The sequence below is a fragment of the Vibrio sp. Sgm 5 genome, from assembly GCF_026241575.1.
GTDB lineage: Bacteria > Pseudomonadota > Gammaproteobacteria > Enterobacterales > Vibrionaceae > Vibrio > Vibrio jasicida.
The window spans coordinates 14854-27980 of record NZ_JAPHPY010000007.1 but is presented as its reverse complement, the minus strand read 5'-3'; the positions used below and the strand labels follow the sequence as shown (position 1 = coordinate 27980).

The 13127-nt window shown below is 45.5% G+C and carries 13 protein-coding genes; 1 reads left to right on the top strand and 12 read right to left on the bottom strand.

What is annotated here, in order from left to right:
* Positions 1-58: 58 nt before the first annotated feature.
* From OQJ86_RS05720 to OQJ86_RS05690, 7 genes are all read right to left on the bottom strand, one after another.
* Positions 59-394, bottom strand: coding sequence for a zinc ribbon domain-containing protein YjdM (locus OQJ86_RS05720; RefSeq protein ID WP_005426222.1), 336 nt, complete (start codon positions 392-394; stop codon positions 59-61).
* Positions 395-535: 141 nt separating this feature from the next.
* Entirely contained in the window at positions 536-1963 is a 1428-nt protein-coding gene (locus OQJ86_RS05715; RefSeq protein WP_265987101.1) for a 6-phospho-beta-glucosidase, read from the bottom strand.
* 63 nt (positions 1964-2026) lie between these two features.
* Positions 2027-3520 carry a PTS cellobiose/arbutin/salicin transporter subunit IIBC gene (ascF, locus tag OQJ86_RS05710; protein ID WP_265987099.1) on the bottom strand — a complete coding sequence of 498 codons (1494 nt, stop codon included), beginning with the start codon at positions 3518-3520 and terminating at the stop codon, positions 2027-2029.
* A gap of 371 nt (positions 3521-3891) precedes the next feature.
* Positions 3892-5439 (bottom strand): arylsulfatase, encoded by a 1548-nt coding sequence (locus OQJ86_RS05705; protein ID WP_009707066.1) that lies wholly within the window; start codon positions 5437-5439, stop codon positions 3892-3894.
* Positions 5440-5623: 184 nt separating this feature from the next.
* Positions 5624-5863: a hypothetical protein gene (locus OQJ86_RS05700; protein ID WP_038875735.1), complete on the bottom strand. Its 240-nt coding sequence runs from the start codon at positions 5861-5863 to the stop codon at positions 5624-5626.
* Between the two features lie 352 nt (positions 5864-6215).
* Entirely contained in the window at positions 6216-6659 is a 444-nt protein-coding gene (locus OQJ86_RS05695; protein WP_265987094.1) for a DUF3291 domain-containing protein, read from the bottom strand.
* A 30-nt stretch (positions 6660-6689) separates the two neighbouring features.
* Complete coding sequence (locus OQJ86_RS05690) at positions 6690-7454, bottom strand: carbon-nitrogen hydrolase family protein (protein ID WP_265987092.1); 765 nt, start codon at positions 7452-7454, stop codon at positions 6690-6692.
* Between the two features lie 381 nt (positions 7455-7835).
* Here OQJ86_RS05690 and OQJ86_RS05685 point away from each other — a divergent pair, with 381 nt between their 5' ends.
* Positions 7836-8207, top strand: a complete 372-nt coding sequence (locus OQJ86_RS05685) for a zf-TFIIB domain-containing protein (RefSeq protein ID WP_005528920.1) — start codon at positions 7836-7838, stop codon at positions 8205-8207.
* 63 nt (positions 8208-8270) lie between these two features.
* On the opposite strand, the gene vopD is transcribed toward OQJ86_RS05685, so the two are convergent.
* Genes vopD through OQJ86_RS05660 form a run of 5 tightly spaced genes read right to left on the bottom strand, consistent with a single transcriptional unit; the run spans position 8271 to position 13110 of the window.
* The gene (vopD, locus tag OQJ86_RS05680; protein ID WP_265987088.1) at positions 8271-9275 is read right to left on the bottom strand and encodes a type III secretion system translocon subunit VopD; all 1005 of its coding nucleotides are present in this window, start codon (positions 9273-9275) and stop codon (positions 8271-8273) included.
* 9 nt (positions 9276-9284) lie between these two features.
* Complete coding sequence (gene vopB, locus OQJ86_RS05675) at positions 9285-10484, bottom strand: type III secretion system translocon subunit VopB (RefSeq protein ID WP_042600917.1); 1200 nt, start codon at positions 10482-10484, stop codon at positions 9285-9287.
* A 3-nt stretch (positions 10485-10487) separates the two neighbouring features.
* Positions 10488-10979 carry a SycD/LcrH family type III secretion system chaperone VcrH gene (gene vcrH / locus OQJ86_RS05670; RefSeq protein ID WP_005426175.1) on the bottom strand — a complete coding sequence of 164 codons (492 nt, stop codon included), beginning with the start codon at positions 10977-10979 and terminating at the stop codon, positions 10488-10490.
* A gap of 12 nt (positions 10980-10991) precedes the next feature.
* Complete coding sequence (locus tag OQJ86_RS05665) at positions 10992-12809, bottom strand: virulence-associated V antigen (protein ID WP_265987082.1); 1818 nt, start codon at positions 12807-12809, stop codon at positions 10992-10994.
* A gap of 10 nt (positions 12810-12819) precedes the next feature.
* A complete protein-coding gene (locus OQJ86_RS05660) occupies positions 12820-13110 on the bottom strand; it encodes an LcrG family type III secretion system chaperone (protein WP_005426293.1) in 291 nt (96 codons plus the stop codon).
* Positions 13111-13127 lie beyond the last annotated feature (17 nt).

Here is a 13127-nt window from a genome sequence, read left to right as displayed (position 1 = left end):
AAACAGCTCCTAGTGAGCTGTTTTTATTGTTTCTGAAAGCGATATCCCAATGCAGGTCTTACGCTTTCTTCACAAACTGCGCCGTCACCATCATCTCGCCAGCACCATCAACTTTGCAATCTAGCTGGTGATCTTTGCCGTCTTTGATGCGACGAATCACCGCTTTGGTGCCGATCTTAAGTACCAGCGAACTGCCTTTTACTTTTAAGTCTTTCGCTAACGTGACCTTATCACCTTCTTGCAGCAACGTGCCGTTGGCATCTTTCACGTTTACGGCATCTTCGTCTGCCGCCTGAGTTGGGTTCCACTCATAAGCACATTCTGGGCAAACAAGATGGTCTTGGTCTGGGTAAACGTATTCTGAGTTACAGTTTGGGCAAGGAGGTAGAGACATAAGTAATTACGAGCTAATGAATTTGCCGTTATGGTAAAGGGTATTGCTCACCTTATCGAGGAGATTTGTCAAAAAACGCCCTCACAACTTAGCCATCCCTCGTTGGAAAGGCATTCAAGATAAGGGCGTGTTTCTGTTTGATTAAACCTCAGTACCGTTAGACGCAATGACACGCTTATACCAATGGAAAGACTTCTTCGGTGTGCGGTTTAGTGTGCCGTTGCCTAGGTTGTCTCTGTCAACATAGATGAAGCCATAGCGCTTGCTCATCTCACCCGTTGATGCCGCAACCAAATCGATACAACCCCATGGTGTAAAGCCCATCAGCGGAACACCATCGGTAATCGCATCGGCCATGGCTTCTACGTGTTGGCGCAAATAATCAATGCGGTAATCGTCTTGCACTTCGCCATTCGCATCAGGTACATCTTTCGCACCCAGACCGTTTTCTACTAAGAACAATGGCTTTTGGTAGCGATCATAAAGTGTGTTCATGGTGATTCGCAGGCCAAGCGGGTCAATCACCCAACCCCAATCGCTAGCAGGCAAGTGTGGATTCCTAATCGACTTCACGACGTTGGCTTCACTGGTGTTATTGGCATTCATCTCTGCCGATGCACAACGTGAGGCGTAGTAACTAAATGAGATGAAATCGACCGTGTTTTTCAGCGTCTCGTAATCTTCTTCAAGAATCTCCAGCTTCACGCCTTTTTCATCAAACACTTTCTGCGCGTAAGATGGGTAGTAGCCACGAGATTGAACATCAATAAAGAATAAGTTCTCACGATCTTTTTCCATCGCTGTGAACACATCTTCTGGCTTGCAGCTGTATGGGTAGAAGTTACCCCCCGCCAGCATACAACCAACTTGGTTCTCTGGATTGATCTCATGAGCAATCTTAGTCACCAAGGCGCTTGCAACAAGCTCATGGTGCGCAGCTTGGTATTTTACTTGATCGCGGTTTTCACCCTCTTGGAACAACAAACCCGCACCTGAGAATGGGCTATGCAGAAGGATGTTGATTTCATTGAACGTCAGCCAGTATTTCACTAGCCCATCAAACGCTTCGAAACAGGTTCTTGCGTAGCGTTCAAAAAAGCCAATCATCTTTCGGTTTCGCCAAGAACCATATTCGTTCACTAGATGCATTGGCACATCGAAATGGCACAGCGTGACAAGCGGCTCAATATCATACTTGTGGCACTCTTCAAATACGCTGCGGTAGAAATCAATGCCTGCTTGGTTTGGCTCTAGTTCATCGCCTTTCGGGAAGATTCGGCTCCATGCGATCGACATACGAAAGGTCTTGAATCCCATCTCCGCTAGAAGCGCGATATCTTCTTTATAACGGTGATAAAAGTCGATGGCTTGGTGGCTTGGGTAAAACTCTTCTTCGCTCAATTCCACTGAATCGACAAGGCCGAGTTTGATTGGCATTCGGTTGTCACCATAAGGGATCATATCCACGGTCGTCAGCCCTTTGCCACCTTCTCGATAACCGCCCTCAGATTGGTTTGCTGCAATAGCCCCACCCCATAGGAAGTTTTCTGGGAACACAGATTTAGACATCTTATTTACCTCTTAACATAGAGCTGCCAGCAAAGGCGGCTCTATCAATTATTCAAATCTTGGTTATGCGGAAGCTGGCTTTGCAGGCTCTAACACCGTTTCTTGCTCTTCGGCTTTTTCTTTATTTGCGACGTCTTTGTTTGCAGTAGCTTCGCCTTCTTCGTCTTCATCGTTCGGGATATCCTCAAACCCAAGGATTAAAGTTAGAGCGAAAGAAAGCACAATCGACAGAGCAATCAGACCAAATACCCACGCGATACTCATCGGGTCGTTCACATCAAAGAACTGCACACTGGTGAACAAGCTCGGCGCGGCCATTGAGTGGCTCGCCAGTCCCGCCATGCCGGCAAGTGCACCCACAATAAAGCCAGTGATCATGGTTGCGATAAGTGGTCGTTTCAGACGAACAAGCACGCCGTAAAGCGCAGGCTCTGAGATACCCGCAAAAATAGCAGACGCACCCGCCGCACTCGCGGTTTGTTTCAGTTCGCGGTTTTTAGTTTTCCATGCAACCGCAAGACAAGCGCCACCCATGCCGATGTTGGCACCGATTTCCGATGGCATAACCATGCCTTCACGGCCTGTTTCAGCGATGGTTTGAATGATGGTCGGTGTAAATACGCGGTGCATACCTGTCAGAACCAATAGTGGCCAAAGTGCGCCCATGATCGCAACAGACAACCAACCTAGTGTGCTGTGAATGGTGTAAACCAATGCAGAAAGCGCAGTACCAATCCAAATACCTAGTGGACCAATCAAAACGATGGCTAGCGGTGCTGCAATCAATACGATCAGCATCGGTTTTAGGAAGTTCTTCGTCACCGCAGGTGTGATGCTATCAACCCAACGTTCGATGTAAGATAGCGCCCAAGTCATCACCAACACCGGAATAACGGTGTAAGTGTATTTCACCGAAGTGATTGGAATGCTGAAGAAGTCAACGTGCTTACCATCAGCCGCTTGCGCCATCAACTCCATGAAGTTCGGGTGAATCAACACGCCCGCGATCGCGATGGAGAGTGACATGTTGGTTTTGAATTTAATTGAAGCAGACGCGGCAACCATAACGGGTAGGAAAAAGAACGCACCGTCGCCAATCGCATTGAGGATGATCAGTGTTGAAGAATCATCATCAAGCAAGCCTGTCATCTTAAGAACCATAGCCAGCAGCTTCACCATTGAGCCGCCGATGATCGCTGGAATCAGTGGTGACATGGTGCCGACCAACGCATCAAGGATCTTAGCGCCAATCACTTTTGGAGTAAGCTTGACCTTTTTCTCTGGTTCACTCGATTCTGATGAAGAAAGGTTGCACAACGCCATCACTTTTTTGTACGCATAAGAGACGTTATTACCAATGATGACCTGACATTTGTCACCATTGTGAACCACGCCCATCACACCTTTGATGCCCTTCAGTGCTTCTGCATCTATCTTACTTTCATCGCTTAATACAAAACGCAATCGCGTCATGCAGTGTGTTAGTGCCACTACGTTTTCTGCACCGCCCAGTTTCTCTAGTACTGAACGGGCAATGATGCCGTAATCTTTCGCCATCTTTCTCACTCCAATTATTATTCATCAACCTGTAGGGAGGTTGTTTTCTTGCTGCGAACCTTCAAATGAGAGTCAACGAAATCGAACACAACAACCAAGTTACCGGTAACATGTTACTGGTAACTATCGGTAAATAAACCGCGTATTCGGAGAACAAGTTCAAAGTGGGATAATGGCTGGAATCCACTGCAAGGTGAATGAAACAGCGAAATCTAAACATGATTCACGTTCTCAAAGACGTAAATCTGATCCGCTATTTCATTGATGAAGCTAATGATGTTGCATATGAGCAAGCGACATTTATAAAACGTTAAGTTTGGAACCAAAAAAACCAGAGTCATGCTCTGGCTTTGCTTTAGTAGAGGTGATTGCTAGCTTTTCGCTTCTTCCAACTTACGTAAGTTAGTCATTTGCTCCATGACTTTGTCGACTGAGAAGCTTGGGATCTCTTGTCGTGGAGGGAACTCTTTAAATGACTTCAACATCTCTGCCACTTTCTGTTGGGCAGGAACCAATAAGAACACATGCTCAAACTGCCATTTCTTATAGCCAAAGCCTTGATCGCCTTTCTCAAGTGGATCGACTTGAAGGTCAAAGATCATTGGTAAACGCAAGTTAGTCAGCTCTTTGGTCCAAACATCCCAGCCTTCGTGTTCTTGGATCTTGAAGTGCATCTTGAATCGTTTATCACGCATAGCAAGCAGCTCACCATCATCAGACCAATAGAAGAACTCATCACGCGCTGATTTGTCTGTTTTACCCGTAATGAAATCAACTTGGTTGTAGCCATCAAGGTGGTTTTTGTAAGTCTGGTCTGCCGAAGAAGACTTATATCCTTTTAGCAAGTCTTGCTTGATGGTGTCATTACCAGCAATGGATAGTAGCGTTGGGAACCAGTCTTCACTCGCGAACATGTCGTTCAGCTTGGTGTTTGGCTGAATATGACCAGGCCAACGAATCATTGCGGGTACTCGGAAGCCCCCTTCCCAACCAGTGTTCTTCTCACCACGGAATGGGCTAAATGCCGCATCTGGCCACGTCGCATTCATTGGGCCATTATCCGTGGTGTAAATCACAATGGTGTTATCCGCTATCTTCAAGTCATCGAGCTTATCGAGCAAATCCCCAACCATGTTGTCGTGCTCAACCATGCCGTCTGCGTATTCGCCAAGCCCTGTTGTACGGTGCTCGGCTTTCACGTGAGTACTGATGTGCATTCGCGTTGCGTTGTACCATAAGAAGAATGGCTTATCGGCTTTGACCTGACGCTCCATGAAGTTCATCGCGGCATCAAGGGTCTCTTCATCGACCGTTTCCATACGTTTTCGCGTCAGCGGCCCTGTATCTTCGATCTTGCCATCCGCATAAGAGTGAATCACACCACGCGGGCCAAAGTTCTTACGAAACTCAGGATCTTTCGGGTAGTCTGGGTTTTCTGGTTCTTCCTCTGCATTTAGGTGGTACAGGTTCCCCATGAACTCATCAAAACCATGATTGGTTGGCAACATGTCGTCTTTGTCGCCCAAGTGGTTTTTACCGAATTGCCCCGTGGCGTAGCCCATGTCTTTTAGCGCTGTTGCCATGGTGATGTCTTGCATTTGCATGCCTTGCGCGGCACCAGGTAGACCAACTTTAGTCAAACCAGTACGAGCTGGCATCTGACCTGTGATAAATGTACTGCGTCCTGCGGTACAAGATTGTTGTGCATAGTAAGTGGTAAATAAAGCGCCCTCTTGAGCAATACGGTCAATGTTTGGCGTCTCGTAACCCAACATACCTTGGTTATATGCAGAAATATTGCCGTAACCGACATCATCCCCAAAAATAACCAGCATGTTTGGTTTAGAGGCCGCATGGGCTGCAACCGATGATGTGGCGGCCACCATCGCAAGCGTTAGTGTAGATTTATTTATCTTCATAATATTATTTCTATAATGGTTCTTGGTTGAGTGAATTAATGAGTATTTTAAAATGAGGAAAAGCAATCCACTCTCACGATTCACGATTCACGATTCACGATTCACGAACAACATTATTTATATTTGGAATTAGACGATGGATATATTCAATACATCCACCGCTTTAAGAATAGATATTTAACGTTTAGCTACGGCCTCGCAACACGATAGGCTGAGATTCATCCACTTGGCTCTTAGTTACTAAGCCACCAGCACGATCTTCATTTCGTCCTTTTAATTTGATACTAGCGTCAACCACTCGTTCATACTTCACTTGATTGCCTTGCGGCATAGTCATATCGATCGTCCCCGTGTATGTGCCTTCTCCAGCAACAGCTGCGTTACCAAAGGAAACTGCGAGACCTAGGATTATCAGCCTTTTCATAACTAACCTCTCTTACTCTATTATTGAAATAGTGTCTTGCTAATAACTTGAGCGACAATGATTACTCAAGCTTCATCGATATAATGATATAGAGAAGTGAATACACACAAGGAAATATCACCTTTCCAAATTGGACAGAAAAATAATAATGTTAAATTTAAAACATCAAGTTATATTAACTATAACTTTTCGTATAGGGCATATAATTAATAAAGAACCAAGATCATATTAGTTATTAATCCAAATTCCAATTTCACCTATTTCAATTAAACACGGAACCAATAATATCCCGAAAACAGATAAGTATTATTCGAGCTACTTAACTAGAATCCTTGTTAACCGGTAGACGGATTTACAAATCATTAGACGTAAAGTTAGCTTTAAAGGTAAATGCATATGGCGTATCGCCGTTTTCACAAAGGTACTGTAGACGGGCTAAAGCCTCCTCTGCTGTTGGAATATGATTATCCTCAATCCACCAAAGCACATAAGTATCTTCTACTAAACGATGGAACCATTCATTCTTACGGCGCATGAAATCACGATGATGGGTCCGGAACATAAAATTCTTCAGCACATCCACGTTATCCCACACCGACATATTAATGATCATATTAGGGTCATCGAATAGCTTAATGCTGGTCGCATCACCGGATTCGTCTTTGAGTCGCCAAACAAAGCCTTCACTCTGCTCCGCTATGCCGTTCACCAAATCGAGATTATCGACGAAATCCTTTATCTCCGGTGCATCCAGCGGATACTTTGACAACGCAATATTCAATTGAGCAAGTTTCATTTCGTCTTCCTTTACCCTTATTACTGAGAATTACGACTCACTCAGTGATTTTAATCCAGCTTTCAAAGGCTCTACCGTTCCTTGGTTCAAATCCAAGATACAAACTGACTCTTTGTCGACCGGCATTGTGTATATACATTGACCAGAATCATCATAAATATGACTCCCTCCCAGCCCTCTCAAATTTGGGTCATTCAAGGCGTGAGGCCAATTGCATTGCACAACGAAAGCACCCGCTTCTTTTGCGATAAAAGATGCTCGCTCGTAGTAGCCCTGAGTTTGCTGATCTTGTGATTGTTGACCGATGTAACTAGGCCAAAGGATCAAACTGGCTTGTTCTTGTACCTCAGATAAAAACCATTCGATGTCATCAACCTCTCGACACATGACACTCGTTATTGATGATTGCGCCAAGTTAAGCAGTTCACGTCTTTCGCCTCTTGCAAAGAACTTGGCCTCACTTTCCGTTAGCCCGACTTTATTCCATTGCGCCACGACGTCACCATTAACATCGATACATAGGTAGCTATTAAATATACGCTCGCCTTCCGTTAACGGCGCACCAATAAAAAGCGTGGTCTTGTAATCGAAAGCAAGCTCGCATAACGTCTGAATAGCGTGATGAATAGTTTGAGGCTCCGATTCCTGTTTGATGTTGCGATGGAAACCGCTAAGGCTGAGTTCAGGGAAAACCAGAGCATCTAACGCCCTCATATTCTCAACATGAGAAATGATTGTTTTTAGATTTTCTCGGACCGTCCAACCCATCCTCATCTGAACTACACCAATCTTCACTCCTAGCCACCTCCCTGACCTTTCAAATTTATAGGATTGTGCGGTTACTCGTCTCACTTCGACGTGCCAACCCTTTCAATTCAAATAACTTTTCAATACCTTTTAACACATTCAAATAAGCAATAAGTTTATGAACAAACGGATTCATTCAAAAGCGTGACATTCAACGGAGATAGAAGCTCTTTAAAAAGAATTCATCACCGAGAACGCTGCTAGTTAGGCTCAAGCAATCATGGACTCGTCATTGCTAAGAAAACAATATAAACAACTTAGAAAGATTCAAAACGTATGGCACGAGAGATGTCGTATTTTGATTTGTCGTCAAAGAGAGCTGGGAGTACTAGGCTCAATTCTCTTTAGAAAATAAAAAGGAAAAACAAAATGCAATGCCCAAAATGCAATTCTGACTTTGAACAACTTCAAACTCCGCTAGGCGATGTTGAACGCTGCACTGAGTGTAAAGGCTTATGGATTGACGCCTACGAAGTGGAAGCGATGAAGCCGTTAGCTGATGTGATTGATTCAGGTGACGAAGAAATCGGAAAAGCCTTCAATGCGATTGATCGTATCGATTGCCCTGTATGCCCAAACAATCAACTGCTTCGATTGGTCGATCCAAAACAGCCACATATCTGGTTTGAAAGCTGTCCTACGTGTAAAGGTCGCTTCTATGACGCCGGTGAATTTAAAGATCTAGCGACACTCGACCTATCTGATTTTTTCAAGAAATTTGGCTTGGTTGAGCGCGTGTAGCTTATTTCTTCTTTCCATAAAAAAGGCGCTGTATTCCCAGCGCCTTGATGATTGATAGCAAACCTATACCGTAGGGATAGAGGCACGCCATGCTTGGTTTTGACTATCAGCGATAGAGCGGAAAAGCTCACGCAGCTCTTTTAGCAAACCTTCTTGGAAGCCAATGTTTTCATCGGCTCTCTGTTTGTCTGCTTGAGCACGAGTTGCTAATACCTCATCCTCTTTGCTTCGAGCTTGAGCTTTCGTCTGCTCTACATTTGCAGCTGAATTCGCCATTTGGCCAAGTCCCTGCAATACCGCGTTCTTCGATTGGTTTGCGCCCATCATCTTGTCGAACTTGCGGCCACCACTAGACAAAGTATTTGTCGTATCAGTAATGCTATCTTTTGCGAACGCATGAGCACGTCTCACTTGATCTTGTTGAGTTTTCGACAAGTTAGTATTGCCCATTAACTCTTCAACCTGATCAAAGCCTGCTTTCTGCGTCTTCAATACATTGTTGCCCGCGACTTCTGCCTTGATTTCTTTGCCCGCTTTGAAAGAACCCACGGCACCGATAATAGCAGTCACACCAGCCAATACGCCTGATACTACCGCCATCGCGATCATCGCTTTAGCAGAGTTGTTTAACTCTTCCGCTTGGCTCTTGATGCTTGCAACGTTTGCTTCAACGGCAATTTCACGTTGCAGAACCTGTTGCTCACGGCTTAGCTTAGACACTTGGTAAAGCAGAGTAATCAGAGACAGTGATTGCGAAATGGCATCCGATGGTGACTTAACCACTTGCTCACCATTCAGTGCTTTTTCGGTGGTTTGCATTAATAGATTTACGGTTGGAGCCAACGCGCTCATCAGCTTTTCTACCACACGAGCTTGATCGCCAATCGCAGGGGCTTTTGGCCCATTCAATTGGTAGTTCTTCGCACCCGTTACTGCACGATCATTGTTACCACGGACAGCAGCAGCTTCGGCTTTCGTCTCAGACATTTTCTCGGCCTGAGTTGTTTTGCCTAGTTCACCCAAACCGTAAAGGTCAGCGCGTCCAGTATTACTAATTTTATCTAACATGGTTGCTCCTTAAACCGTCGCTGGACGACTCATTACCGCTTGCATCGTTTCGCCTTTCGCCTGAATCATCTGCATGATGACACTCATTAGCTCTTGGAAATCTTCCATTAGCTTGGCGATTTCTTCTTTAAGTTTGTCGATCACCGCTTGGCTAAGCGTCATCTTCGCCCTTAAATCTGTAATGTCAGCTTGGATTTCAGTTACATGCGCATTGTTTGCAGCATGAACGCTGTCCGTGGTCCCCTTGCCTACGTTAACAGTAAGGTCGACGGTCTCAGCACCGTAACGGATTGCCTTCGCGGTGGTTGTCGCCGCTTTAGAACCCATATCGGCAATTTTCGCCATGTTTGTCGCCGCTTTGGTTGCGATATCAGTGACTTTTTGCGCAATTGAACTTGCACTTTTCGCCGCTAACTTCGCAATACCACTCGCAGCTGCACCACCAAATGTAACTACAGCGCCAATGACGGCAGTCGCAATCTCTAACGCCATGACGACTTTATTAAGTATATCGACGTTAATTCCGGCCTCTTTCATCGCCTCTTGAACAGCAGGCTCTTGCAGAGTCATGTTGATTGCGCCCATCACGCCGCCTGCGATCATTAATGCGCCAGCTGCCGCACCAACACCCGTCGCCACCATGATTGCACCAACGACAATAGAAACCACAGCGCTAACCCAACCGAAGATCTTGGAAGCTAAGCCCGATTTTTGTGCTTCTTTCGCTGCCGCTTCAGACTCTTTGATCTTCTCTAGGTTTTCTGCCATCTCTTGTTCGTGCTTCGCTTTCGCTACCTTCACTTCCTGAATTTTGAGCTCGTTTTGAGCGCTTTTCAGTTTGTCTGTGATAGCAGCCAGTTCAACTTCAAAATCATCTGCATAACCTGAGATGATTTTCACTGCTAGCGAGCCCGTACTGTCGGCAACCGCGTGTAAAACCTTGGCAATTGAGTCTACAATTTTTTGTAGCTGCTCCATGGCTTTAAGCGTAAGGTCATTCACCTTATCGCTGACTGCGGCATTTGGTGCATCAAGCTGAACTTTTACCTTACCGGTGTTCAATGCTTCAGCATCTTTACCTTTTACGTTTTCAACGGTTACTGACGGCGATGCATGAGCAGCGGTCTTGTTAACCTTGTTTAACGTAGTTTGGTCAGAATCAGGCGTGTATACCTGACTCTGAATGCGGTCAAGTGCAATAGAATTCATATTCTAGTTACTCCTTTTGTTTCTCACCGCTTCTAACATGATGCCTGCTCGTTGATGCAAGTCTGCATACTCTGATTTCCCGGCAGACATCTCCTTCGCGCTGTAAAACCCACTCTCTGCTTCCGTCAGTTGCTCAAGCTTGAGGTGACATTCTGCAGAGTGGAAAGGTGGGCGTGGATCATTTACGTCCACAAGCGCAGCGTAGCTGTAGGCGTCAAGCGCCTGCAGGTACTCACCCAGTTCCTGACGAGCCGCACCCAAACCAATGAAAAATCGCGCTTGATAGTGATCAAGCATGCTAAGCAGCTGAAATACCTTAGCGGCCTGCTCTATTTTGCCTGACTGGAAAAAGTTGTATCCAACCGCATAAATGTGCTCGATGGTGTCTGCTGATACATCGTGCAGCATTTTTAGCGTGCCCCCCTCTTCCAAAAATGAAAGGAGTTCCTCTGCTTGCATTTGAGATGGGTCAGTTGGCGCGTTTTGTGTAGTCATGGTTATTTATCCTTAAAGGGCTCGTAGGATTTCTTGTAAAATACTGTGGTACTTCTGAACAAATTTGTTCATCGCTTCAACGGTTGCGTTGTACTGAGAACTGGTGTCGTTTAACTCGGTCGTTTTAATCTGCACTTCATCGTTGAGCACTTTAGATTCTGCGGTGACAGAACTGGAGAAATTAGACAGCTTGTCCCCTTTGAAAGAGTCGCTTCCAACTTCCATTCCCTGTTTTACTAAAAAGTCTTTATGGTTGGTGATGTTGTTGTCTTTTAAGTATTTGTATTCAGGAGAAGCCTTAAACGCCGCATCATTGTCGTAGCCAAAATCGCTGGCTTTAAAGTTATTCGCTGCGTCACCCGGCTTGTAAGTGCCATCAACACTTTGGGTCGAGTGTATTTTTGACTGAACGACACTAAACACTTTCAATTGGATCGTTAGATCTTCGAGTTGTTCTTTTTGCTCGTTACGCTTTTCAAGGCGGTCGACTCGGCGCTCGTTTAGAGCAAACAAGACGCGTTCATCAAAGCGGTCACCGATACTAGATTCAATCACCGATAGTAGGTCACGAGCGGTCAATGCGTGCTCGGCATTCACTTCTTTACTGCTCACTTCCTCTGGTGTGATTTTGCCCAAACGATCATTGAGCTTTTCTAGGTTCTCTATCATTTTTTGATGACGTGCAATGAAATCCGTCCCGATGTCTTGGCCTGCGACTATTTTGTCGAAAAGGAGTCGGATATCTTGTGCGGTGTTTTGTTTAATCCGCTCAAGTTGCTCCGGTGTTGTTTGAGTGACCTGAACATCGAGCAAGCCGTTATAGAACGCATCGATCTGAGTGTTGATAAGCGCAATGGCTATATTGGAGAACAAGCTCGATAAGGTGATCGCACTAGGATCCGATTTTATTCTCGCGATCTCGGCATCAAGGATGGTTTGCAGTTGAGTAACACCACCTGCGCCGTAAGCATTTTCAAACTGTCCTTTTACTTGTGTCGCTAAGCTATTTAGCGCATCAGTAAGTTCCTGCTTAGACATGCCTGGAATCCAAGCAATCTTGTTCGCCAAGGCCTGTGCATCAGCGGTGCTGATAGTGATCCCAATGCTATTGAAAGAGGCAACAAGTTGAGCGGTAACAGCAGCTCTAAAGCTTTCTTCTGTTAAGAAGTAGTCTGAATTCTTAATCTCATTAAGGTTGACCGAGCCAAGATTACCAAAGGCATTTCGCAAGAACGGAATAGCACTCTCACGAACCTCACTCGTACTCATCTGCACTGCCAGTGCATTTACAAACGAGCTAATCTGCGCCGTTGCTGCTTTAAGAGAGCTCGTATCTAAAGCCTCAATTTGCAGTGCTTGGTTACTCTGGCTTCCCAAACGGAAATTAGCGACAAAATCGGTCGGAAGCGAGCTGTCGACCTTGTCTTTTAGCTGTGTGCTAAACCAAGATTGGAATTGATGTGCGAGCGTAGTATTAACGCCCATCTCCACTTCTTTAGGTGCGATCTGACCATTCAACGCTTGGTGTTGCAGTGACTGCATCCAATGCGCAGCGGTCTCAGCGGCAGCAGTCCCAGTAAAGGCATCTTGCTTCTTTAACAAAGTACCCAATGAATCTGCATAAAGATCCAAGCTTTCTTGTTCCGTACGCCCAACGACCATGGGTAATTGGCGAATCAATGACTCTAATTGATTCGGGTCGATATGGGCATCGCTTAGAATGGGAGAAAGGGTCTTAACCAAACTCTGCTGGAATGCGATCTGAGAATCACGATTGGCTGTTGTATTGAGAACTCCGGTGATGGAGTTCATGGTTGTCATATCCGTCATGTAAAAACCTCTAGATCACCATGCCACGCATCATGGTCGGTCGCTTGCGCCTAGTGCCTTTGGTGCTCGCGGCTTGTGGCTGATGCTGTTGTTGTCTGCGGCGTTGTACTTCTTCAAGCAGCTCATGCTCTGCTTGTTTCATCAATTGAGGCGAAGCATTTAACCCATCGAGCAGAATGTTGCCTGCTACCGGACCAACGCCTAATCCTTCGAGTAGTTCATTGAATACGTCAGTCCTGTCTTCTGCATTGCGAATAGCAAGCTCTGAGTTTTCAATGGTTTCAGTAAAGGGTTGCTTCATCTTGGGTCCTATCTTAA

Coding starts and splice junctions, on each gene's coding strand:
- OQJ86_RS05685 (WP_005528920.1), top strand. CDS start 7,836: ATGCAATGCCCAAAATGCAATTCTGACTTTGAACAACTTCAAACTCCG.
- OQJ86_RS05705 (WP_009707066.1), bottom strand. CDS start 5,439: ATGAAGATAAATAAATCTACACTAACGCTTGCGATGGTGGCCGCCACA.
- ascF (WP_265987099.1), bottom strand. CDS start 3,520: ATGGCGAAAGATTACGGCATCATTGCCCGTTCAGTACTAGAGAAACTG.
- vopD (WP_265987088.1), bottom strand. CDS start 9,275: ATGTTAGATAAAATTAGTAATACTGGACGCGCTGACCTTTACGGTTTG.
- OQJ86_RS05665 (WP_265987082.1), bottom strand. CDS start 12,809: ATGACGGATATGACAACCATGAACTCCATCACCGGAGTTCTCAATACA.
- OQJ86_RS05700 (WP_038875735.1), bottom strand. CDS start 5,863: ATGAAAAGGCTGATAATCCTAGGTCTCGCAGTTTCCTTTGGTAACGCA.
- OQJ86_RS05715 (WP_265987101.1), bottom strand. CDS start 1,963: ATGTCTAAATCTGTGTTCCCAGAAAACTTCCTATGGGGTGGGGCTATT.
- OQJ86_RS05695 (WP_265987094.1), bottom strand. CDS start 6,659: ATGAAACTTGCTCAATTGAATATTGCGTTGTCAAAGTATCCGCTGGAT.
- vcrH (WP_005426175.1), bottom strand. CDS start 10,979: ATGACTACACAAAACGCGCCAACTGACCCATCTCAAATGCAAGCAGAG.
- OQJ86_RS05660 (WP_005426293.1), bottom strand. CDS start 13,110: ATGAAGCAACCCTTTACTGAAACCATTGAAAACTCAGAGCTTGCTATT.
- OQJ86_RS05720 (WP_005426222.1), bottom strand. CDS start 394: ATGTCTCTACCTCCTTGCCCAAACTGTAACTCAGAATACGTTTACCCA.
- vopB (WP_042600917.1), bottom strand. CDS start 10,484: ATGAATTCTATTGCACTTGACCGCATTCAGAGTCAGGTATACACGCCT.